This window comes from uncultured Pluralibacter sp., assembly GCF_913775985.1.
In the GTDB taxonomy this organism is placed as follows: domain Bacteria; phylum Pseudomonadota; class Gammaproteobacteria; order Enterobacterales; family Enterobacteriaceae; genus Pluralibacter.
In genome coordinates this window covers 1-20704 of the sequence record NZ_CAJYMB010000024.1, presented here as the reverse complement: position 1 = coordinate 20704, position 20704 = coordinate 1, and the positions used below count along the sequence as shown (strand labels likewise).

Annotated in this window: 24 protein-coding genes; 19 read left to right on the top strand and 5 right to left on the bottom strand. The window is 62.3% G+C overall.

What is annotated here, in order from left to right:
• From QZ766_RS03590 to QZ766_RS03530, 13 genes are all read left to right on the top strand, one after another.
• Positions 1 to 520, top strand: a 520-nt coding sequence (locus QZ766_RS03590) for an ATPase, T2SS/T4P/T4SS family (RefSeq protein WP_297197368.1), incomplete at its 5' end; no start/stop codon positions are given.
• Positions 510 to 1712 (top strand): type II secretion system inner membrane protein GspF, encoded by a 1203-nt coding sequence (gspF, locus tag QZ766_RS03585; RefSeq protein WP_297197365.1) that lies wholly within the window; start codon positions 510 to 512, stop codon positions 1710 to 1712. The genes QZ766_RS03590 and gspF, both read left to right, overlap by 11 nt.
• 22 nt (positions 1713 to 1734) lie before the next feature.
• On the top strand, positions 1735 to 2172 hold the full coding sequence (gspG, locus tag QZ766_RS03580) for a type II secretion system major pseudopilin GspG (RefSeq protein ID WP_297197363.1): 438 nt from the start codon (positions 1735 to 1737) through the stop codon (positions 2170 to 2172).
• A gap of 7 nt (positions 2173 to 2179) precedes the next feature.
• Complete coding sequence (gene gspI, locus QZ766_RS03575; RefSeq protein ID WP_297197360.1) at positions 2180 to 2575, top strand: type II secretion system minor pseudopilin GspI; 396 nt, start codon at positions 2180 to 2182, stop codon at positions 2573 to 2575.
• The gene (gene gspJ / locus QZ766_RS03570) at positions 2572 to 3132 is read left to right on the top strand and encodes a type II secretion system minor pseudopilin GspJ (RefSeq protein WP_297197357.1); all 561 of its coding nucleotides are present in this window, start codon (positions 2572 to 2574) and stop codon (positions 3130 to 3132) included. The genes gspI and gspJ overlap by 4 nt, the downstream gene beginning before the upstream one ends.
• A complete protein-coding gene (gene gspK / locus QZ766_RS03565) occupies positions 3132 to 4037 on the top strand; it encodes a type II secretion system minor pseudopilin GspK (protein WP_297197354.1) in 906 nt (301 codons plus the stop codon). The genes gspJ and gspK overlap by 1 nt, the downstream gene beginning before the upstream one ends.
• Positions 4034 to 5236 (top strand): type II secretion system protein GspL, encoded by a 1203-nt coding sequence (gspL, locus tag QZ766_RS03560; RefSeq protein ID WP_297197351.1) that lies wholly within the window; start codon positions 4034 to 4036, stop codon positions 5234 to 5236. Before gspK ends, gspL begins: the two co-directional genes overlap by 4 nt.
• A complete protein-coding gene (gene gspM, locus QZ766_RS03555) occupies positions 5226 to 5672 on the top strand; it encodes a type II secretion system protein GspM (RefSeq protein WP_297197348.1) in 447 nt (148 codons plus the stop codon). The genes gspL and gspM overlap by 11 nt, the downstream gene beginning before the upstream one ends.
• A complete protein-coding gene (locus QZ766_RS03550; protein ID WP_297197345.1) occupies positions 5673 to 6458 on the top strand; it encodes an A24 family peptidase in 786 nt (261 codons plus the stop codon).
• Positions 6459 to 6501: 43 nt separating this feature from the next.
• Positions 6502 to 6897 carry a type II secretion system pilot lipoprotein GspS gene (gene gspS, locus QZ766_RS03545; protein ID WP_297197343.1) on the top strand — a complete coding sequence of 132 codons (396 nt, stop codon included), beginning with the start codon at positions 6502 to 6504 and terminating at the stop codon, positions 6895 to 6897.
• A 168-nt stretch (positions 6898 to 7065) separates the two neighbouring features.
• A complete protein-coding gene (locus tag QZ766_RS03540; protein WP_297197340.1) occupies positions 7066 to 7608 on the top strand; it encodes a serine acetyltransferase in 543 nt (180 codons plus the stop codon).
• A gap of 64 nt (positions 7609 to 7672) precedes the next feature.
• Positions 7673 to 8878 (top strand): MFS transporter, encoded by a 1206-nt coding sequence (locus QZ766_RS03535; protein ID WP_297197337.1) that lies wholly within the window; start codon positions 7673 to 7675, stop codon positions 8876 to 8878.
• Positions 8875 to 9687 (top strand): Cof-type HAD-IIB family hydrolase, encoded by an 813-nt coding sequence (locus QZ766_RS03530; RefSeq protein WP_297197334.1) that lies wholly within the window; start codon positions 8875 to 8877, stop codon positions 9685 to 9687. Before QZ766_RS03535 ends, QZ766_RS03530 begins: the two co-directional genes overlap by 4 nt.
• 13 nt (positions 9688 to 9700) lie before the next feature.
• Here the strand turns inward: QZ766_RS03530 and QZ766_RS03525 are convergent, their stop codons facing one another.
• On the bottom strand, positions 9701 to 10930 hold the full coding sequence (locus tag QZ766_RS03525) for an MFS transporter (RefSeq protein ID WP_297197331.1): 1230 nt from the start codon (positions 10928 to 10930) through the stop codon (positions 9701 to 9703).
• Between the two features lie 335 nt (positions 10931 to 11265).
• Between QZ766_RS03525 and ybjG the strand changes: the two genes are divergently transcribed.
• Both ybjG and deoR read left to right on the top strand, forming a co-directional pair.
• Positions 11266 to 11874: an undecaprenyl-diphosphate phosphatase gene (ybjG, locus tag QZ766_RS03520; protein WP_297197328.1), complete on the top strand. Its 609-nt coding sequence runs from the start codon at positions 11266 to 11268 to the stop codon at positions 11872 to 11874.
• 73 nt (positions 11875 to 11947) lie between these two features.
• Positions 11948 to 12709: a DNA-binding transcriptional repressor DeoR gene (deoR, locus tag QZ766_RS03515; protein WP_297197326.1), complete on the top strand. Its 762-nt coding sequence runs from the start codon at positions 11948 to 11950 to the stop codon at positions 12707 to 12709.
• Here deoR and dacC read toward each other — a convergent pair whose 3' ends face one another.
• On the bottom strand, positions 12710 to 13918 hold the full coding sequence (dacC, locus tag QZ766_RS03510; protein WP_297197323.1) for a serine-type D-Ala-D-Ala carboxypeptidase: 1209 nt from the start codon (positions 13916 to 13918) through the stop codon (positions 12710 to 12712). It lies immediately after the preceding gene.
• Positions 13919 to 14164: 246 nt separating this feature from the next.
• Between dacC and QZ766_RS03505 the strand changes: the two genes are divergently transcribed.
• Complete coding sequence (locus tag QZ766_RS03505) at positions 14165 to 14791, top strand: glutathione S-transferase family protein (RefSeq protein WP_297197320.1); 627 nt, start codon at positions 14165 to 14167, stop codon at positions 14789 to 14791.
• Between the two features lie 2 nt (positions 14792 to 14793).
• Here the strand turns inward: QZ766_RS03505 and QZ766_RS03500 are convergent, their stop codons facing one another.
• The gene (locus QZ766_RS03500; protein WP_297197371.1) at positions 14794 to 15882 is read right to left on the bottom strand and encodes a PQQ-dependent sugar dehydrogenase; all 1089 of its coding nucleotides are present in this window, start codon (positions 15880 to 15882) and stop codon (positions 14794 to 14796) included.
• 181 nt (positions 15883 to 16063) lie between these two features.
• Here QZ766_RS03500 and QZ766_RS03495 point away from each other — a divergent pair, with 181 nt between their 5' ends.
• Positions 16064 to 16294: a DUF2554 family protein gene (locus QZ766_RS03495; protein WP_297197316.1), complete on the top strand. Its 231-nt coding sequence runs from the start codon at positions 16064 to 16066 to the stop codon at positions 16292 to 16294.
• A 6-nt stretch (positions 16295 to 16300) separates the two neighbouring features.
• Here QZ766_RS03495 and ampC read toward each other — a convergent pair whose 3' ends face one another.
• Positions 16301 to 17467 (bottom strand): class C beta-lactamase, encoded by a 1167-nt coding sequence (gene ampC / locus QZ766_RS03490; RefSeq protein WP_297197313.1) that lies wholly within the window; start codon positions 17465 to 17467, stop codon positions 16301 to 16303.
• Between the two features lie 204 nt (positions 17468 to 17671).
• Between ampC and zigA the strand changes: the two genes are divergently transcribed.
• Positions 17672 to 18889 carry a zinc metallochaperone GTPase ZigA gene (zigA, locus tag QZ766_RS03485; RefSeq protein ID WP_297197310.1) on the top strand — a complete coding sequence of 406 codons (1218 nt, stop codon included), beginning with the start codon at positions 17672 to 17674 and terminating at the stop codon, positions 18887 to 18889.
• Positions 18890 to 19092: 203 nt separating this feature from the next.
• Entirely contained in the window at positions 19093 to 20400 is a 1308-nt protein-coding gene (rimO, locus tag QZ766_RS03480; protein WP_297197307.1) for a 30S ribosomal protein S12 methylthiotransferase RimO, read from the top strand.
• Between the two features lie 27 nt (positions 20401 to 20427).
• Here the strand turns inward: rimO and QZ766_RS03475 are convergent.
• On the bottom strand, positions 20428 to 20704 hold a 277-nt coding region (locus QZ766_RS03475; RefSeq protein WP_297197304.1), incomplete at its 5' end, for a DUF4385 family protein.

Genomic DNA, 20704 nt, shown 5'->3' with positions numbered 1-20704 from the left:
TCGCGACCGGGAAACGGCGCAGATTGCGGTGCAGGCCTCGCTGACCGGCCACATGGTGCTGGCGACGCTGCACACCAACACCTCGGTGGGGGCCATTACCCGCCTGCAGGATATGGGCGTCGAGCCTTTTCTGCTGTCGGGCTCCCTGAGCGGCGTGCTGGCCCAGCGGCTGGTGCGGCGGCTGTGCCCCCACTGCCGCCGTCCGGTCACCCTCAGCGAAGAAGAGTGCCACTCCCTCGGCGTGCCCTGGCGTCCCGGCCTGAAGGCGTGGGCGCCCGGCGGCTGCGAGCACTGCCACTCGTCCGGCTACCGCGGGCGCAGCTCGCTGCATGAAATTCTGGTGCTCAACGACGCCATGCGCACCGGCGTGCATCAGAAACTTAACGAAGCCGAACTGATCGCCCTGAGCGACAACTTTATGTCCCTGCGCCAGGACGGCTTTGCCAAAATTCTCGACGGCACCACCAGCGTGGAGGAAGTGCTGCGCGCCACCGGCGAGGTAGAAATCAATGAGATTTAGCTATCTCGCCTCCGACGCGCAGGGCCAGGAGATCCGCGGCTTTCTTGAGGCGGACTCCGAGCCACACCTGCGTGCGCTGCTGCGGGAAAAAAAGCTCACCCTGCTTTCCGCCCGCAAGCGCGAAACCGCCGGCGGCCTGCTACGCCGCCGCCGGATGCGCATCAGCGATACCGATCTGTCGCTGATGACCCGCCAGCTGGCGACTATGGTGGCCTCTTCAATGCCGCTGGACGAGGCACTGCACGCGGTGGCCCAGCAGTCGGAAAAGCCCGCCGTCGCCGATATCGTCCAGCAGCTTCGCGAGAAAGTGGTCTCCGGCCTGAGCTTTGAACAGGCGCTGCTGAGCTTTCCCAACACCTTCGAGCGCTTTTACTGCGCGATGGTCGCCGCCGGCGAGGCCAGCGGCTACCTCAGCATGGTGCTGCTGCGCCTGGCCCAGTACATCGAAAAGCGCCAGACCATGAAGAACAAGCTGGTGCAGGCGCTGCTCTACCCGGCGGTGCTGACCATCGTCACCATCGGGGTGGTGACGATTTTGCTCACTTCGGTGGTGCCGCAGGTGATGAGCCAGTTTATCCAGATGAAAGTCGAGCTGCCGTGGACTACCCGGCTGCTGCTGACCCTCAGTGACGCCATCCGCGACTTCGGCCTGCCGGTGGCGGTGGTGCTCGGAGGCGCGCTCGCCGCGTGGCGCTGGTCGCTGCGCAAGCCGCACAACCTGCTGCGCGCGCACCGGCGGATGCTGCGCATCCCGTTCCTCGGCAGGCTGGTACGGGAGATCAACGCCGCGCGCTATGCCAAAACCCTCGGCATTCTCACCGCCAGCGCCGTGCCGCTGCTGGAGTCGATGCGCATCGCCGCCCGGGTGCTGGCCAACAGCTACGCCCGCCACCAGCTTACCGAAGCCTGCGATCAGGTGTACGAAGGCAAAAGCCTGTATCAGGCGCTGTCCGCCACGCGCCTGTTCTCGCCGATGATGAACCACATGATCGCCTCCGGGGAGCGCAGCGGCGAGCTTAACCAGATGCTGGAGCACGCCGCCGACCTGCAGGATGAAATACTCAACCACCGCCTGACCCTGTCGCTGGGCATTTTCGAGCAGGTGCTGATTATCGTGATGGCCTCGGCGGTGCTGTTCATCATCATGTCGATTCTGCAACCCATTCTTCAACTCAACACCATGGTCGGCTAACGACCTCACAGGAGTACTCTGTATGGCACATTCGCGCTATCTGCGTCGGGGACAAGAAGGTTTCACACTGCTGGAAGTAATGGTGGTGATCGTGATTATCGGGCTGATGGCGACGCTGGTCATTCCCAACATCATGGGCAGCAAGGCGAAGGCCGACCAGCAGAAGGCCAAGGCCGATATCAGCATGCTGGAGAGCTCGCTGGAGATGTACCACCTCGATAATAACCACTACCCGACCACCGAGCAGGGGCTGCAGGCGCTGGTGAAAAAGCCGGAAGAAGATCCGGTTCCGGCCCACTACCGCGACGGCGGCTACATCAAGCGCCTGCCGAAAGATCCGTGGGGCAACGCTTATCAGCTGCTGAACCCGGGCCAGCACGGCAGCATTGACGTCTACTCCATCGGCCCGGACGGTAAAGAAGATACCGAAGACGATATCGGCAACTGGGCCGCGGAGTAACGGCGGCATGATGCTGCGTTCAGCCAGCGTGCACAAGCGAGCCTGCGGCCAGCGCGGGATGGTGCTGCTGGAAATCCTGGTGGCGCTGGTGATCCTCGCGGTCACCGGCAGCGCGGTGATCCGCCTCGCGGCCCAGCAGCTCACCATGCTCGGCCAGCTGAAAGCCACGCTGTACGCCGGCTGGGTTGCGGATAACCAGCTGGTGCAGCTGCACCTCGCCCCGGGCCCTCACGCCCGCCAGTGGGTGCAGGGGCAAAGCCTGATGGGCGGAAGCAGCTGGCGCTGGCGCTACCGCTATACCGACAGCGACGTGCGCGGGACGGACGCGCTGGAAATTGAAGTCTCCCGGCCCGGCGAGCAGGGCTCTCTGGTGTCGCTTACCACCCTGGTGGCCCGCCCGTGAACCGCCAGCGCGGCTTTACTCTGCTCGAGGTTATTCTCGGCATGGCGCTGATCGCCATCGTGTCGCTCAGCGCCTGGTATCTGCTGGCGGGCATGAACCGCAGCCAGCAGATGGTACTGTCTCAGGGCAGCCGCCTTAAGGCGGTGAATCAGGCCTTTACCACCCTGTCCGACGATTTTTCCCACGCCGCGATGCGCACGCCCCAGACAGGGGCCGGCGCGGGCGCGCCGGATCTGCAGCTGCAAACCGGTGATGATTCACGAGTGCGCCTGCTGCGCCAGCAGTCCCGCAGCCCCGGGGTGCAGCTTGAGCAGGTGGAGTGGTATCTGCAGGACGGCGTGCTGTATCGCCGCAGCCGGCTCCTAACGCCCGGCGCGCAGGCCCTTAACCGGCGGCTGCTCTCCGGCGTCAGCGGCTTTCATCTGCGCTTTTATCAAAAAGGGATGTGGCGCCCGCAGCTGCTGAACGCCGATACCCTGCCCCAGGCGGTGGAGATCACCCTTGCCGTGAATTCGCTCGGCGAAGTGCAGCGCCTGATTTTAATGGGGGAGCAGTAATGCGCCCGGCCCCCGCATCCGACCAGCGCGGCATGGTGCTGCTGATCGTCCTGCTGGTGATAAGCCTGATCACGGTGATGGCCGCCAGCCTCTCGCGCACCGGGCAAACCACCCGCCAGAGCGTCAGCGCGGCCCAGCAGCGGCTGCAGGTTAAATGGCAGCTGCTCGGTGCGGAAGCGGCGGTGGCGGCAGATCTGCAGCGTCAGCTGGATGCCAGCGGCGGGATGCTGCCCAACGCCGCGGCCTGGCTTTCGCCGCGCGCGGTGCGGGTGGGCGGCGGCAGCGTCAGCTACGCGCTGAGCGACGTCGGGGCCTGCTTCAATCTGAACTGGCTGCTGGCGGTGCAGAAAAATCAGACGGCCCAGAAAGGCAGCCAGGACGCGCTGCCCGCCCTCGCCTGGTTCCAGCAGCTGCTGGCGCGCGCCGGGATCGGGCAGAACATCAGCCTTCAGGCGCTGCAAAATATGCTGCAGGGCTACCAGTTTCGCGATCCCAGCCAGCTGCTGGCGGTGGCCTCCATTGCCCCGGCGGCGTGGCAGCGGCTGCGCCCGCAGCTGTGTGCGGTGAGCGGGCCGGTGCGCGGACAAAACCTGAATATTAACGGACTGACGGTGGCGCAGATCCCGCTGATCCAGGCGGCGTTGAAAAAGCCGGTCGACGACGACCGGCTGCGCCAGCTGCTGGCCAGCCGGCCTGAGAAGGGCTGGAAAGATCCCGGTCAGATCCCCCCCACTCTCAGCAGCGGGCTACCGGTTGCAACGCTGTTCGGCACCAGCAGTACCGACTATCAGCTGACCCTTGAGAGCGACGCCCCGGGAGGACGCTGGATTTTGCGCACCCGCCTTCATTACGAGAAGAAAAAAATGCACGTGGTTTACCGCCAGTTTGAGGACAACGCAGAATGAAAACGCGCTTTCAGCTCAGGCGCCCGCAGGGAAAGCGTCTCTTTTTACGCCTGCCGCTGGCGGTGGACGGGCCGCTGGGGTGGTGGTTTGGCGATCCGCTCTCGCCGCAGGACGCGCAGTTCGGCGAACTTGCCAGCGTGGCCGACATCGGCACCCTGCCGGAGATCGCGCGCCAGAGCCCGGCGGTGCTGTGGCTGCCCGCCGAGCAGTGCGTGCTGGAACCGGTCGCCTTCAGCGGCAAGGCCCGGCTGCGCCCCGAACAGCTGGCCCAGCTGCTGGCGGAGAACCTCGGCGAAGAGGTGGGCGACTGGCTGTGGTGGCGGCTGCCGAACCGCGAGCCGCGCCCGCTGCTGCTGGGCTGTCCCCGGGAGTGGCTCACCGCAGTGATGACCGCCGTCAACGCCGCCGGCCTGAATATTATCCAGCTGCTGCCGGAGCTAGCGGCCCTGCCCGATGAACCGGCGGTGTTGACCTCCGCCGGCGGGCGCTGGCTGTACCGCGAGCGCGGCGGCCGGGGCGCGTGGCTGCACCCGGACTGGGTAGCGGAGATCCTGCCCCAGTGGCGCGACAGCGACGCCCTGGCGCTGTACGGCCCGGCGCCGTATCCCGACGCCCGCTGGGCCACCCAGTCGGCGGACGGCGGCGAGGCCCTACTGGCCCGCCACAGCGGCGACAGCGGTATTAATCTCCTTTCTCAGCTTCCTGCCGGGCTGCAGCCGCGCAGCGGCACGCGCTACTGGCCGTGGGCCACCGGGCTGCTTGCGGCGGCAATGCTGCTCGCCCTCGCGGGAACCGGCGCCGCCGCGCTGTACCTGCACCTGCAGGCCAGCCGGGACCAGGCGCAGATAGCCGCCCTTTACCAGCGCTGGCTGCCCCAGGACAAGCGCGAAGACGTCGACGCGGTAGATCGCCTGCGCCGCCAGCGCCGCAGCCTGATCCAGCAGTTTGGCAGTGCCAACTTTTTCAACGCTTTCTGGCAGTACGCCCAGCTCCAGCGCCCGTGGTCTGCGCCGCAGATCCAGCGGCTGGCATTCGACAGGGACAAGCGCGCGCTGGTGGTTGACGTCAGCCTGAGCGAGGCCGATGCGAAGCGCGTTCCGGCCCAGGCAAAACAGGCGGGGGCGGCCGTTAAGCTCGCACCCGCCGCGTCCGGGCAGGTGACCGCCACCTTAACCTTGCGGGGGCCCAATGAGAATTGATCTGCTTCGCTGGCGCACGCCGCTGATTGTGCTCGGCGTTTTTATTGTTCTGCAGGGCATCGCGCTGTGGCTGTTCGCAACCGCCAGCGACGAGGCGCACACCGCCCGCCGCCAGCTGGTATGGATGCAAAAGCAGCAGGACGTGGTGAGCTGGATAACCCACAAGCCCGACAGCGCGGCGCTGAATATGCCGCTGGCTCAGGCGGTCACCGAGAGCGCGACCCGGGCGGGCATCGCCCTCTCCTCGCCTCCCGCCGGTGGCGAGACGGTGCAGCTGACCCTGAGCGGCATTGAATTTAACCTGCTGATCGGCTGGCTGCAGCAGATGCAGCAGAGCGCCGGGGTGCTGGTGGTGGCGCTGGAACTGACTCCCGCCGCGCCCGGGGAAGTTAACGTCTCCCGGCTGGTGCTGGGGCGTCCGCCCCGGGCGCAGTAGATGCTGACGGCAAACGCGAGCTGGCTGGCACTGTCGCTGCTCACCGGGCTGTGCCTGGGCAGCGTAATGAATATGGTGGTGTATCGCCTGGCGGCGACTATCCTGCGGGATGAAGACGACCCGGCGCCGGCGCTCAACTTTTTCTGGCCGCCCTCCCACTGTCCGCACTGCGGCAGCGCCATCCGCTGGTATGACAATATTCCCGTGTTCAGCTGGCTGGTGCTGCGCGGGCGCTGCCGCGACTGCGGCGCGCCCATCGGCTGGCGCTACCTGTGGCTGGAGCTGAGCCTCGGCGCGTGGGGGCTGCTCTGCGCGTGGCTGCTGCCCCCCGGCCTCGACTGGGGAGCGTTTATGCTGTTCGGCGCGTGGCTGCTGGCGCTGGCGTGGATCGACGCGCTTCACCGCCTGCTGCCGGATCTGCTTACCCAGTCGCTGCTGTGGCTGGGGCTGCTGTGGCACCTGGTGAGCGACCGGGTAGCGCTGGAGGACGCGGTCATCGGCGCTGCAGCGGGCTACCTGACGCTGGGCCTGCTGTACTGGCTGGGGCGCTGGCGCTACGGTTTTGAGGTGCTGGGCCGGGGGGATATGAAGTGCCTGGCGGCCCTCGGTGCCTGGCTCGGCTGGCAGGCGCTGCCGCCGGTGCTGCTGCTGGCCTCCCTGTTTACGCTGGCCTTCGCCCTGTGGCACATTGTCCGCAGGCGCGCGCACCGGCGCAGCGAGTTTCCGTTCGGTCCCGGCCTGGCGCTGGCGGGGCTGGTTTTTCTCTGTTATCCGCTCCTGCACTAGCGGGCGGAAATAACGTTCATAAGATGAGAGTGTGGCAAGACCTATGCATTGGAAAATAGTTACCGTAATTGGCCTCTCCGCCGCGCTGCTGGGGTGCGGCTCCCGACAGCCGCCGGAAGCGCCGGCCATCGCCGCCGCGCGCATCGCGCCGCCGGTCTCCGAGCAGCAGGAGCAGCTCGCGTCCACCATCGCGGGAGCAACCTATCTGAAAAACTACTGTAACCGCAGCGACCTGGGGGAGAACAAGGAGATCTTCAACGCCATCGTGAGCCTGGCCCAGCGTAAAGGCTGGGACGTCGGGCGGCTGGATCAGTCGCAGCTGACCCAGCGCAGCGTGGCGCTGTACGGCAATCTGGTGAGCAGCCATAACGTAACGGAAAACTGCACCCAGCTGAACCGCGGCCTGGCCGGTATCCTGCGCAGCGCCTACGCTCGCTAAGTATCCCCGTGCTGCCTGGAGCGCAAGACTTCAGGCAGCCCTTCGCGTCCAGCGTCATAACATCTCCTTGTAAACACCCCCCTCCAGACTGCTTTTTTGTTATTAAAACGCTTTGGTTTAGCCCTCGTTGATTTACACTACCCGTTTTTATCGTCAGGACGACGCTGCATGACCTCATATGAAAAACTCAAAGAGTGTATCCATCTGGAAGTGATAGGCCGCGATAATCCGTTTGCCTGGACCCGGGCGCTGCGGCGAACCCGGCGCAACCAGCGTAAGCATTTCCTGTTCTGGTGGCGCATCGCCTCGTGGCTTTATGCCCAAAACCAGCGGGGAAAAAAGCGCCTTGCCCGCCGTATTGATAATCGCCTCAAGCGCCGCCACGGCGTGGATATCGCCCTCGCCTGCCGCATCGGCAAGGGGCTGGATCTCGCGCACCTCAGCTGCATCGTGATCACCGAAAACTGCGTGATTGGCGAAAATGCCCGCATCAAGCAGGGCGTCACCATCGGGCTTAAAACCGAAAGCGACGAGGCGATGATCGTTATCGGCGACAATGTCGATATCGGCTGTAACTCGACGATCCTCGGCGGCAAAGTCTCTATCGGCAATAACGTCACCATCGGCGCGCACTCGCTGGTGCTGCAGGATATTCCCGATAATTCGGTGTATAAAAACAAAATTGAGCCGGTGTTAACGTCTAAAGTATGAACTTCTTCGCTAAAGCCGGTTTTTGCTACGCTTATTGCTCACTTATCTTTAAGGCTGTTATTGGATGACGTCCCTTTCTCACCGTAAAGCACTGCGGCTGCGCATGCTGGCGCTGTTTACCTTCTTCTTTTTGCCCGGGCTACTGATGGCCTCGTGGGCCACCCGCACCCCCGCCATTCGCGATACGCTGTCGGTCTCTACCGCCGGCATGGGTATCGTGCTGTTTGGCCTCTCTATTGGTTCCATGAGCGGCATCCTGTGCTCGGCCTGGCTGGTACGGCGCTTCGGCACCCGCAAGGTTATCCGCGCCACCATGTTCAGCGCGGTGGTGGGCATGCTGATCATGAGTCTTGCCCTGCACGCGGCCTCGTCACTGCTGTTCTCCTTCGGCCTGCTGGTGTTCGGCGGCAGCTTCGGCTCTGCGGAAGTGGCGATTAACGTCGAGGGCGCGGCGGTGGAGCGGGAGATGAACAAAACGGTGCTGCCGATGATGCACGGCTTCTACAGCTTCGGCACCCTGATTGGTGCCGGGATCGGTATCGGACTCACCGCCGCCGGGCTGGCGCCCGCGGTACATACCCTGCTGGCGGCGCTGGTATGCATTGTGCCCATCGCGCTGGCCATTCGCGCCATCCCCGAAGGCAACGGCAAAAGCGAGACCGGCGACGGCCGGCGGGCGGAAAAAGGGCTGCCGTTCTACCGCGACGGCCAGCTGATGCTGATCGGCGTTGTCGTGCTGGCGATGGCGTTTGCCGAAGGTTCGGCCAGCGACTGGCTGCCGCTGCTGATGGTTGACGGCCACGGCTTCAGCCCGACCTCCGGGTCGCTTATCTACTTCGGCTTTACCCTCGGCATGACCGCCGGGCGCTTCTGCGGCGGCTGGTTTATCGACCGCTACAGCCGGGTGGCGGTGGTGCGCGCCAGCGCGATAATGGGCGCGCTGGGCATCGCCCTGATTATTTTTGTCGACGTGGACTGGATTGCCGGCGTCTCGGTGATCCTCTGGGGGCTCGGCGCCTCCCTCGGCTTCCCGCTGACCATTTCCGCCGCCAGCGACACCGGCCCCGATGCCCCCGGCCGCGTCAGCGTGGTGGCAACTACCGGCTATCTGGCCTTTCTGGTGGGCCCGCCGCTGCTCGGCTTCCTCGGCGAGCACTACGGCCTGCGCAGCGCGATGCTGGTAGTGCTGACCCTGGTTCTTATCGCCGCCTGCGTTGCCCGGGCGGTCGCCAAACCTGAAGATCGCCCCGCAATGGAGAATGCCTCATGAGCGTAAAACTTATCGCCGTCGATATGGACGGCACCTTTCTCGATGATGAAAAGCGCTACAACCGCGCGCGGTTCCTGAGCCAGTATCAGCAGATGAAGGCGCAGGGGATCCGCTTTGCGGTCGCCAGCGGCAACCAGTACTGGCAGCTTATCTCCTTCTTCCCGGAAATAGCCCACGAGATCGCCTTCGTGGCGGAAAACGGCGGCTGGGTACGCGACGCGGGCGAGGACGTGTTTAATGCCGATCTCTCCCGGGGGCATTTCGAGCAGGTGCTGGACTTCCTGCACGGCCTGTCGGACGTTGAAATCATCGCCTGCGGCAAGCGCAGCGCCTACACCCTGCGCCGCTACAGCGACGATCTGAAAGCGGTGGTGGCCCGCTACTATCACCGGCTGGAAATTGTTGACGATCTGCGCGCGCCGCAGGACACCTTTCTGAAGTTCGGCCTCAACGTGCCTGACAGTCTGGTGCCGGCGCTGCAGGCGGCCCTTAACGACAGTCTGGGACACATGATGACCGCGGTGACCACCGGCCACGGCAGCATCGACCTGATCATTCCCGGTATTCATAAAGCTAACGGCCTGCGCCTGCTGCAGGAACGCTGGGGCATTGAGGACGGCGACGTGGTGGCCTTCGGCGACAGCGGCAACGATCTGGAGATGCTGCGCCAGGCGCGCTTTGGTTTTGCCATGGCCAACGCCATTCCGGCAGCGAAAGCCGCCGCCCGCTACCGGGCGCCGGAGAATAATCAGGAAGGGGTTTTGCAGATCATCGACGATGTGCTGAACGCCAGAGCGCCCTTCGCGTGAAGGGCCGCGCCGGCTAGCTGTTGCCGCTGCCGGCGCGCTTGTCCCACAGGAAATAGACCGTCAGCGCCAGCCACAGCACCCCGCTTAACAAATTAAACAGGCTGAACAGGCCGCTGCCGCCAATCTGATAGGCGTGCTTGCTGATCTCAATGCCGACGGTAAAGATCAGCATTTGCAGCACGCCCATCGCCGCCGACACCGTCCCCTTGCTCATCTCGCTGGCAAACAGCGTCAGGCGCACCAGGCCAGCGTTGGAGATGCCGATGCCGAAGGCGTACAGGCTGAGCCCGGCGGTCATCCACAGATAGGCGTGAGAAGAAACTACCGTGGCGGCAGCGGCCACCACCAGCCCGAGCACCGCCGGCCAGCCGCCGGCGATAATCAGCCAGCGCACGCTGCGCCGCGAGGTCAGCTTCGCCAGCAGCAGGTTGCCGGCGATCAGCGCGCCAAAAATGGGCACCTGCAGCATGCCGTACTCGTAGCTGCTGGCCTGTTCGCCGCTGATGATGATCACCGGCGACTGGGCAATCCACGCCAGCAGCGGCAGGCTGATAAAGCCGGTCGCCAGCGCCCCGGCGACAAAGCGCAGGTTTTTCAGCACCAGCCCGTAGTCGCGCCCCAGCTCGGCGATGGAGAGTTTTTCCCCGAGCCGGGTGGCGGTTTCCGGCATTGCCCGCTGCAGGCCGAAAAAGGAAATGGCGGCCAGCGCGGCGAACATCACGAACATGCTCTCCCAGGGCGCCACGTGCACCCAGGCGGCGCCCACCAGCGGCCCCAGCAGCGGAGCAATCAGCGCCACGTTGGCCATCAGGGCGGTAATTTTTATGCACACCGCCTCTTCAAACGACTCCTGTATCGCCGCGTACCCTACCGCGCCGATAAAACACAGGCCAATCCCCTGCAGGAAGCGCAGCAGGGTGAACTGCTCAATGTTCTGGGCCAGCAGCGTGGCGAGGCAGGTGAGAATAAACCAGATAATGCCGCCCAGCATCACCGGGCGGCGACCAATGCGGTCCGACAGCGGGCCCAGCAGCCACTGCAAAAACATGCCGCCCGCCAGATAGGCGGTCATGGAGGTCGGCACCCATTCGGTGCCGGCCTGGAACTCCTCGACCACGGTGAGCATACCGGGCTGGATCATGTCGTTGCCGATATAGGTTGAAAACTCGTACAGCACGAGGCAAAGCGGAAACAGCAGCGCCGAGCGGCCGAGGCGTTTTCCGGGAAGGGCGTGATTAGGCATGGGATCTCTTGGATACGGGAAAAACGCGGGAAGTGTAATAAATCATGACCAGCGGAGATAGTTAAATATGGAGGTAACCTTAATAATTTGAGTGGTATGCAGCCGGCGCAGGGGGAACTTAAAGCGAGCAGGCACAAGACCCAGCCCGCGGATCTGCCGCTCGTTTAATATTCGCTTAAGGTGGTCGCCTTAAGCTGATTATCAGTCATCACTTTAATAAGCCAAAGCCGGGGTTATAATTCCGGCCTTCAGACAATTCAGACTACGCCGCTTTTCCTGCCCCCACAGGTTCCCTAAGCTGCCTGTCGTCATCACACTGTAAGAGTCCGCCTGCTATGCTGGAGAATTTGAATTATTCGCTGTTTTACTGGATCAACGCTACCCCTGCGTCTCCGTCGTGGGCGATCCCGCTGGCGACCTTTATCGCCAAAGATCTGATAGCGCTGGTGCCCGTGCTGGCCGCCGCGATGTGGCTGTGGGGACCGCGCGAGCAGGTAAGCGCCCAGCGGCATCTGGTGCTGAAAATGACGATAGCGATGGCGGTCAGTCTGCTGCTCTCCTGGATTGTGGGCCACCTCTTCCCCCACGCCCGGCCCTTTGTGGTCGGCGCGGGCTATAACTTCCTCCACCACGCCGCCGATGATTCGTTCCCTAGCGACCACGGCACTATCGTGTTCACCTTCGCTTTCGCCTTTTTGTTCTGGCACCGGCTGTGGTCCGGCGCGGTGCTGCTGCTGGCGGCCTGCGCCATTGCCTGGTCGCGGGTCTATCTCGGGGTTCACTGGCCTCTGGATATGGTGGGCGGCTTTCTGGCGGGCCTGAGCGGATGCCTCAGCGCCCAGATATTGTGGACGCTGGGCGGCGAGCGGCTCTATCGCCAGCTGCAGCGTCTTTACCGCGTCTGCTTCGCGCTGCCGATTCGCAAAGGCTGGGTGCGTGACTAAGTAAGGCGCTATAAGGTAACATTCTGTTCTACTGCCCGGCCCGCTGCCGGGCGCTTTCAGAGTGATATACATAATGGAAACCAGACGCGACGAGCGCATTGGCCAGCTCGTTCAGGCGCTAAAGGTCAGCGATAAGCTGCACCTGAAAGAGGCCGCCGCGCTGCTCGGCGTCTCGGAGATGACGATTCGCCGGGATCTCAACAGCGCGCCGGGTCCGGTGCTGCTGCTGGGGGGCTACGTGGTGCTCGAACCGCGCAACGCCGGCCACTATCTGCTCAGCGATCAGAAAACCCGGCTGGTAGAGGAAAAGCGCCTCGCGGGCCGCGCTGCCGCCCGCCTGCTGCAGGCGCACCAGATGGCCTTTTTTGACTGCGGCACCACTACACCGTGGATCATTGACGCCATCGACAACGCCCTGCCCTTTACCGGCATCTGCTACTCTCTGAATACCTTTATTGCGCTGCAGGAAAAGCCGCTGTGCCGACCGATCCTGTGCGGCGGAGAGTTTCACGCCAGCAACGCTATCTTCAAGCCACTCAGCGGGCAGGACACCTTAAGCCACCTGTGTCCGGACATCGCCTTTTACTCCGCCGCGGGCGTCCACGAACGCCAGGGCGTCACCTGCTTTAATCTCGACGAGCTGCCGGTGAAGCTGTGGGCGATGGCGCAGTCGCAGTTTCACGTACTGGTGGTGGATCACAGCAAATTTGGCCGGGTCAGGCCTGCGAGGATGGGGGATCTGGCGAAGTTTAACGCGATTGCCTGCGACCGCCGCCCGGAGTGCAAGCTGGCGGCGCAGGTGAAGCAGCACGGTATTACGCTGCTGTCGGAGTAGTTACGAGAACCAGCTGCCGAACCACTGGTGGAATTTCATCAGCACAAAATCCACCATCCGGCCAAACACGCCGCCTTCGTTAACATCTTCCATGACGATAAGCGGGCGCTGTTCGATGGTTTTATCGTTCAGCTTAAAGTCGATGGTGCCGACAACCTGGCCCTTCTTCAGCGGCGCGGTCAGCTGCGGCTGGCTCAGGCTGTAGCTCGCTTTCAGGTTTTTAAGCTGGCCTTTTGGCAGGGTAATTGAACCCGCATCACCTGCTCCGAGCTTAGCCTCGCTGCTGTCGCCGTACCACACCCGCTGCTCGACGAAGGTCGCGTCGGGCTTAATGGGCGTGACGGTTTCAAAGAAGCGAAAGCCCCAGGTGAGCAGCTTTTCCGATTCGCTAAAGCGCACGCGGTCGGTTTTGGTGCCGAGCACTACCGCAATCAGGCGCATATCGCCCTGCTTCGCCGATGAGACCAGGTTGTAGCCCGCCCCGGCCGTGGTGCCGGTTTTCACGCCGTCGGCATTGAGGCTGGCATTCCACAGCAGGCGGTTGCGGTTCTGCTGGCGAATTTTGTTGAAGGTAAACTCTTTCTCTTTATTGACGGCATACTCATCCGGCACGTCGCGGATGCTGGCTTTGGTCAGCAGCGCCATGTCCCGCGCGGTGCTGAACTGGCCTGGCGCGTCGAGGCCGTGTACGGTTTTAAAGGTGGTGTTGGTCAGGCCCATTTTCTGGGCATAGCCGTTCATCAGATTAATGAACGAGTCCTGGCTGCCGGCAACGTAGTCCGCAAGGGCAATACAGGCGTCGTTGCCGGACTGGATGATCACCCCTTTATTGAGGTCTTCCACCGACACCTGCATCCCCGGCTTGAGGAACATCACCGAAGAACCGCGCAGCGCCGGGTTACCCGTCGCCCAGGCATCTTTGCCGATGGTCACCATGTCGGTGAGTTTGATTTTATTGGCCTTCAGGGCCTGGCCGACCACGTAGCTGGTCATGATTTTGGTCAGGCTGGCGGGATCGAGCTTTTCGTCCGCATTGCCTTCACTGAGCACCTTGCCGCTGGCATAGTCCATCAGGATCCAGGCTTTGGCGTCCACCGCCGGGGCGGCGGGCATCGCTACCTGGTCGGCAGCCTGCGCGAGGGGCGCGACAAAAAGAAGTAACAAAGAGCCTGCTGCCAGGCCGCGAAGGGAGATAACGGAACGCGTCATAAGAGCCACCCAAGTATCCATTTCAAAAAACGACGCCACCGGCATCGACGAACCGGCGGTGAGTAATAACGCAGAAATGACCTTAAAGAAACAATGCGTTGGTAAAGTTTCTAAAGTTTACGCAAGAACGTCAGGATGCGCTAAAAACGGCACAATTTTTTTGATCGCCGTTGCCTGAATATTCAATTTCCCTCACCATAGCCTGAACGTTAAACGCTGTTCATCTTATTGCTACCGGGAGTGCTTATGATAACGCTATGGGGACGCAACAACTCAACCAACGTGAAAAAAGTTCGCTGGACGCTGGAGGAGCTGGATCTGCCCTATCAGCAGATCCTCGCCGGGCTGGAGTTTGGCCTCAACCACGATGCGGCGTATCTGGCAAAAAATCCAAACGGCCTGGTGCCGCTGCTGGTAGATGACGAAACTCAGGCTACGCTGTGGGAATCCAATACCATCGTGCGCTATCTTGCCGCCCAGTACGGCATTAACCGCCTGTGGATAGACAACCCGGCCCGGCGCGCGCAGGCGGAAAAGTGGATGGACTGGGCCAATGGCGCGCTCTCCCTGCAGCACCGGATAATCCTTACCGGGCTGGTGAGAACGCCGCCGGAACAGCGGGACAGCGCGGCAATTAACGCGGCTATCGCCGAGGTGGAGAAGCTGCTCGCCATGCTGGACGACGCGCTGGCCGAATCGCCGTGGCTCTCCGGCGAAGAGTTCGGCGTCGGCGACATCGCCGTAGCGCCGTTTGTCTGGAATCTGCTGGGCGCGGTACAAACGTGGCAGCCGCATCCCAACCTGCAGCGCTGGCACCAGCAGCTGTCGCGCCGCCCGGCCTATCAAAACGTGGTGATGATCCCGGTGACCTGAGATCAGGACGCCGGGCTGATTTTCAGCAGCTCGCCGTCCGCTTCGTCGGTCAGCGCGTACAGATAGCCGTCGGGCCCGATCCGCACGTCGCGCACGCGCTGGCCGCGATCTTTCAGAATGCGCATCTCTTCAGTGACGCTGTCGCCATTGACCTTCAGCACGATAATCGACTTATCCTTTAGCGCCCCGATAAACAGACGATGCTGCCACTGGGGGAAGGTCGCGGCATTGTAAAACGCCATTCCGCTCACCGCCGGCGACTGGCGCCAGACGAACAGCGGCGGCTCGGTGCCCGGCACCGTTTCACCTTTCGCCTCCGGAATGGGCTGGCCGCTGTAGTTGATGCCGTAGGTCGCCAGCGGCCAGCCGTAATTTTTCCCTTTCTCCGGGATGTTAATTTCGTCCCCGCCCCGCGGGCCGTGCTCGTTCAGCCACAGCGCGTGACTCCACGGATTCATCGCCAGCCCCTGCGGATTACGGATGCCGTAGGACCAGATTTCAGGCCGTGCGCCGGATCTGCCGACGAAGGGATTATCCTGCGGTACCGCGCCCCGATCGGTCAGACGCACTACTTTTCCCTGCAGCTTGTCCAGCGCCTGGGCGGTGGGGCGCTGGTTGTTTTCCCCGAGGCTGATAAACAGGTAGCCTTTACCGTCAAACACCAGCCTTCCGCCGAAGTGGTTGCCGGTTGAAAGTTTCGGCATCTGGCGGAACACCACGTTAAAATCCGCCAGCTGCCGCAGATCGTCGCTGAGCCGCCCGTAGCCAACGGCGGTGCCCGCCTTGCCGTCCGGGCCCGCTTCGGCGTAGCTCAGCCAGACTCGCCGGGAACGGTCAAAATCTGGCGCCAGCACCACGTCCAGCAGGCCGCCCTGCCCGTGCGCCCAGACCTTCGGCACGCCCTTTATCGGCGCCGAGACGCCTTTCCCCGGCTGCCAGCGCAGCAGCTCCCCGCCGCGCTGGGTGATGAGTGCGCCCTGGCCGCCCGGCAAAAACGCCAGCGACCACGGATGGTTTAGCTTGTCCTGAACAACCTCGACATTCACCGGCTCTACCTGCGGGCGGGCGGCAGCGGCGGCGGTAAACAGCATTCCGAGAAGAACAGCGGCGGTGGAATAGCGCATAGCGGGCTCCTTGTTGTGCGAATGGCTTAAGGGTAGTCAGGGGGCGAAGAGATGAAGAATTTTTTACGAAACCTTAACCAGCGGTGCGCCAACTGTACGCAGCGCCAGGCAATATTGAGCCGGTCTCAACTGCACAGAGCGATAAAAAATGATCCACAGAGGACTGTCCCTGATATTGCTGGTCTGCGCACTCTTTTCCGGCCAGCTGATGGCGAGCGACAACGGCCACCTGTTTTTCCGGGTACACAATCCCGATCACCGCCTGCGCCACGATGCCGACAGCGATGAGCTGCGCGGCCGCAGCCGCGAGGCGGCAGACGATCTGCGGGACGATCATGTTCATATCACCGCCCGCAGGCCGCAAAGCACCCTCCGCTAGGCCGGCTCAGTCGAGGTGGCGCAGGATCTGCCACGCCGCGGCAACACGCTGCGGATTGGGATAATTTTTGTTAGCCAGCATGATCACCCCGGCCTGATGCCCGGGAATGAACGCCGCATAGGCACCGAAGCCGTTGGTGCTGCCGGTTTTGTGCAGCAGGCTGTTCGGGCCGAAAGGACGCGCCGGCGTCTGGCGCACCGCAGGGGCAGGCTTAAGGGCAACCGCGTTGTCACTGGCGGCAATCAACTTATCGGCAGCAACCGGCATCGGCCACGCCTCCCAGCCGAGTCCCTGATACATATCGCCAGTTTTGTAATAGCCGGTCTGGGCAGTAACAATCGCTTTCGCCAGCAGCGGATCGCCGCTGTTCAGCTTTCCGCCGTCGATATTGGCCTGCACAAAGGTCGCCATGTCGCCGATGGTGGTTTTGATGCCGTAGGCTTCGGCATCCAGCATCCCCGGCGAGACGCGCACCGGTTTGCCGTCCCGGTAGCCCCAGGCGTAATTTTTTTCTTCCCGCGCCGGCACGCTGATAAAGGTGTGCGCGAGCTTCAGGGGCGTCAGCACCCGCCGCTGCATATACTGGTCAAAGCTCAGGCCGCTGTTTTTCACCGCCAGCGCGCCAAACAGGCCGATGCTGGCGTTGGAGTACTGGCGCACGCTGCCCGGCGCGTACTCGGGCTTCCAGTGCTGATAGTAGCGCAACAGCGCCGACTCGCTGGTAACGTCATCGGGCAGCTGCAGCGGCAGACCGCCTGCGGTATAGGTGGCCAGCTGCAGCAGGGAGATATTGCGCCACGGCGCCATTTTCAGCTCCGGAGCAACCTCCGCTACCGGCGCGTCCAGCCGGATTTCACTGTTCGCTGCGGCATAGCCGCCGGCTATACCGGTAAATGTCTTACTCAGGGAGCCCAGCTCAAACAGCGTATCGCCGCTGACTGGACGGCGCGCCTGCAGGTCCGCAAGGCCATAGTAAAAATACTGGGTCCGGCCGCGATAGATAACCGCCACCGCCATGCCCGGGATCTGCTGCTGCTTCATCAAGGGCGCAATCACGTTGTTAACCCGCGCTTCCAGCGCCTGCGGCGAAAGCGCCAGCGCGCTAGCGGGCAGGCAGCTTAGGGCTATCAGGGCCGCACCGCTGAGACAGCGGCGAAAGTGTATCGGCATCATTGTGTTCTCCTTAATTTTTGCCGAGTTTACTGCCTCAGCGAGCCGCTGGCGACGAAACGGCGGAAACAACCGGAAAAAGTAAAACGAAACGCCACTGTTTGTCATGTTATTTGTTATGTTATAACATATCTAAATCACGCTTTTCCGGCAGGCTGCCGGACGCCGCTCTCAACGAATATCGTCACACAGTGAGGAATGACAAACATGACAGAGATACTCCCAGCGGGCGGCGATCGCCGCCTGCCCGTTACCGTACTTTCCGGCTTTCTCGGCGCCGGAAAAACCACGCTGCTGAACCACATCCTCAATAACCGGGAAGGCCGCCGGGTTGCGGTGATCGTTAACGATATGTCGGAAGTGAATATTGATGCCGCGCTGGTCAGGGACGGCGGCGCAGAGCTGTCGCGCACCGATGAGAAGCTGGTGGAAATGAGCAACGGCTGCATCTGCTGCACCCTGCGCGAAGATCTGCTGCTGGAAGTTAACCGGCTGGCAAAAGAGAACCGCTTCGATCAGCTGGTGATCGAGTCCACCGGCATTTCCGAACCGCTGCCGGTGGCTGAAACTTTCACTTTTGACGACGAAGAAGGCGAAAGCCTCTCCAAGGTCGCCCGGCTGGATACCATGGTCACGGTGGTGGACGCCTTTAATTTTCTGAAAGATTATGGCTCCGCTGACAGCATTCAATCCCGCGGCGAATCCAACGGCGAAGGCGACGAGCGCAGCGTCGTGGATCTGCTTATTGAGCAGATCGAATTCTGCGACGTGCTGGTGCTGAACAAAGTGGACTTGATTGACGAAGCGCAGAAAGAGACCCTGCTGGCGATGCTGCACAAGCTCAACCCGCGGGCAAAAGTGGTGATTTCGCAGTTTGGCCAGGTGCCGCTCGACAACGTGCTGAACACCGGGCTTTTCGATTTTGACCACGCCGCCCAGGCGCCGGGCTGGCTGAAGGAGCTGCGCGGCGAGCACACGCCGGAAACCGAAGAGTACGGCATCACCAGCTTCGTGTTCCGCGCCCGCCGCCCGTTCCATCCGCAGCGCTTCTGGCAGCTGATGCAGCACGATTTGGCCGGGGTCATTCGATCCAAGGGCTACTTCTGGCTGGCGAGCCGCCCGGAGTACGCCGGCGCCTGGTCGCAGGCGGGCGGCGTCACGCGCCAGGGGCTCGGCGGCATGTGGTGGGCGAGCGTCCCCGAGCACCGCTGGCCGACGGATCCTGAATCGCTGGCCTTTATCGAATCGAAGTGGATCGACGGCATCGGCGACGCGCGCCAGGAGCTGGTGTTTATCGGCATGGAGATGGACGAAGATACCCTGCGCGCCCGGCTCGACTCGGCCCTGCTGACCGATGCGGAGATGTCGAAAGGGCCGAAGAAGTGGAAATACTTTACCGACCCGGTGCCGGCATGGTTTGAATAATTGGTGTTTAGCCGCCTCATAGAGAGGCGGTTTTTTCAGGAAGCGTGGGCAAAAGAGAGGGGCGGCAGGCAGCTGAATAAAGTTACAGATCGCGGAAAGATCTCCCACCAAGGTCTGCACATCACTACCCCTCGCCAGCGTATGAATAAGCCGCAAACATCATGTATACTCCGCCCTTTCCCGAGCAATGTACTGTATAAAAAATGTCTAAAATTGGATTTGTTTCACTGGGCTGCCCAAAAAACCTGGTAGATTCTGAGCGCATCCTCACCGAGCTGCGCACCGAAGGCTATGACGTGGTGTCGAGCTACGACAACGCCGATATGGTTATCGTCAACACCTGCGGCTTTATCGACAGCGCCGTGCAGGAGTCGCTGGAGACCATCGGCGAAGCGCTGAAAGAGAACGGAAAAGTGATCGTCACCGGCTGCCTGGGCGCCAAAGAGGATCAGATCCGCGAAGTGCATCCGAAAGTGCTGGAGATCACTGGCCCGCACAGCTACGAGCAGGTGCTGGAGCACGTGCATCATTACGTGCCGAAGCCGCAGCACAACCCGTTCCTGAGCCTGGTGCCGGAACAGGGCGTTAAGCTGACGCCGCGCCACTACGCCTATCTGAAAATTTCCGAAGGCTGCAACCACCGCTGTACCTTCTGCATCATTCCGTCGATGCGCGGCGATCTCGACAGCCGCCCGATTGGCGAGGTGCTGGACGAAGCCAAACGCCTGGCGGAAGCCGGAGTGAAAGAGCTGCTGGTTATTTCCCAGGACACTTCCGCCTACGGGGTTGACGTGAAGCACCGCACCGGTTTCTGGAACGGCTCGCCGGTGAAAACCAGCATGGTCAGCCTGTGCGAGCAGCTGGCGAAACTCGGCATCTGGGTGCGCCTGCACTATGTCTATCCCTATCCGCACGTGGACGACGTTATTCCGCTGATGGCGGAAGGCAAAATCCTGCCCTATCTGGATATTCCGCTGCAGCACGCCAGCCCGCGCATCCTCAAGCTGATGAAGCGCCCCGGCTCGGTTGATCGCCAGCTGGCGCGCATCAAGCAGTGGCGCGAAATCTGCCCGGAGCTGACCCTGCGATCCACCTTTATCGTCGGCTTCCCCGGCGAAACCGAAGAGGATTTCCAGATGCTGCTGGATTTCCTGAAAGAGGCGCGTCTGGACCGTGTTGGCTGCTTTAAATACAGCCCGGTGGAAGGCGCGACCGCCAATGAGCTGGCGGATCCGGTGCCGGAAGAGGTGAAAGAGGAGCGCTGGAACCGCTTTATGCAGCTGCAGCAGCAGATCTCCGCCGAGCGCCTGCAGGAGAAGATTGGCCGCGAAATCATGGTCATCGTCGATGAAGTGGATGAAGAAGGCGCCATTGGCCGCAGCATGGCGGACGCGCCGGAGATCGACGGCGCGGTGTACCTGAACGGCGAAACCGGCGTCAAGCCCGGCGACGTGCTGCGGGTGAAGGTCGAGCACGCGGACGAATACGATCTGTGGGCCGTTAAAGCCTGATTGAGTCGTTAATCGTCATTAAAAGCATCAGCCGTACTGCGCCTGGTGCTTTTTTTTGCGCGCCAGATAGTCTTTGTCCGCCCGCAGCTTGTCCCATTCGGTTTTGAAAATCGCCGCGCTGGCAGCCTTCTCTTCGTTGATTTCCCGTGGCAGCTCGCTGCCGTCGGCGTGGTATTTTCGCCCGCCCTTGTGGTTGGCGTAGCGCCGGGCGCGGGTGTAACCCATCTGGATAAACTTGCGTGCCATATCCATGCCGACAAAGTCGTCCGCGGCGCGGTAGTCTTCAAAAAGCTGCATGATTTTG

Excerpts from the sequence above, each read along its gene's own strand:
- gspF (WP_297197365.1), top strand. The coding sequence starts at position 510 with ATGAGATTTAGCTATCTCGCCTCCGACGCGCAGGGCCAGGAGATCCGC.
- gspG (WP_297197363.1), top strand. The coding sequence starts at position 1,735 with ATGGCACATTCGCGCTATCTGCGTCGGGGACAAGAAGGTTTCACACTG.
- gspI (WP_297197360.1), top strand. The coding sequence starts at position 2,180 with ATGATGCTGCGTTCAGCCAGCGTGCACAAGCGAGCCTGCGGCCAGCGC.
- gspK (WP_297197354.1), top strand. The coding sequence starts at position 3,132 with ATGCGCCCGGCCCCCGCATCCGACCAGCGCGGCATGGTGCTGCTGATC.
- gspL (WP_297197351.1), top strand. The coding sequence starts at position 4,034 with ATGAAAACGCGCTTTCAGCTCAGGCGCCCGCAGGGAAAGCGTCTCTTT.
- gspM (WP_297197348.1), top strand. The coding sequence starts at position 5,226 with ATGAGAATTGATCTGCTTCGCTGGCGCACGCCGCTGATTGTGCTCGGC.
- QZ766_RS03550 (WP_297197345.1), top strand. The coding sequence starts at position 5,673 with ATGCTGACGGCAAACGCGAGCTGGCTGGCACTGTCGCTGCTCACCGGG.
- gspS (WP_297197343.1), top strand. The coding sequence starts at position 6,502 with ATGCATTGGAAAATAGTTACCGTAATTGGCCTCTCCGCCGCGCTGCTG.
- QZ766_RS03540 (WP_297197340.1), top strand. The coding sequence starts at position 7,066 with ATGACCTCATATGAAAAACTCAAAGAGTGTATCCATCTGGAAGTGATA.
- QZ766_RS03535 (WP_297197337.1), top strand. The coding sequence starts at position 7,673 with ATGACGTCCCTTTCTCACCGTAAAGCACTGCGGCTGCGCATGCTGGCG.
- QZ766_RS03530 (WP_297197334.1), top strand. The coding sequence starts at position 8,875 with ATGAGCGTAAAACTTATCGCCGTCGATATGGACGGCACCTTTCTCGAT.
- QZ766_RS03525 (WP_297197331.1), bottom strand. The coding sequence starts at position 10,930 with ATGCCTAATCACGCCCTTCCCGGAAAACGCCTCGGCCGCTCGGCGCTG.
- ybjG (WP_297197328.1), top strand. The coding sequence starts at position 11,266 with ATGCTGGAGAATTTGAATTATTCGCTGTTTTACTGGATCAACGCTACC.
- deoR (WP_297197326.1), top strand. The coding sequence starts at position 11,948 with ATGGAAACCAGACGCGACGAGCGCATTGGCCAGCTCGTTCAGGCGCTA.
- dacC (WP_297197323.1), bottom strand. The coding sequence starts at position 13,918 with ATGACGCGTTCCGTTATCTCCCTTCGCGGCCTGGCAGCAGGCTCTTTG.
- QZ766_RS03505 (WP_297197320.1), top strand. The coding sequence starts at position 14,165 with ATGATAACGCTATGGGGACGCAACAACTCAACCAACGTGAAAAAAGTT.
- QZ766_RS03500 (WP_297197371.1), bottom strand. The coding sequence starts at position 15,882 with ATGCTGTTTACCGCCGCCGCTGCCGCCCGCCCGCAGGTAGAGCCGGTG.
- QZ766_RS03495 (WP_297197316.1), top strand. The coding sequence starts at position 16,064 with ATGATCCACAGAGGACTGTCCCTGATATTGCTGGTCTGCGCACTCTTT.
- ampC (WP_297197313.1), bottom strand. The coding sequence starts at position 17,467 with ATGATGCCGATACACTTTCGCCGCTGTCTCAGCGGTGCGGCCCTGATA.
- zigA (WP_297197310.1), top strand. The coding sequence starts at position 17,672 with ATGACAGAGATACTCCCAGCGGGCGGCGATCGCCGCCTGCCCGTTACC.
- rimO (WP_297197307.1), top strand. The coding sequence starts at position 19,093 with ATGTCTAAAATTGGATTTGTTTCACTGGGCTGCCCAAAAAACCTGGTA.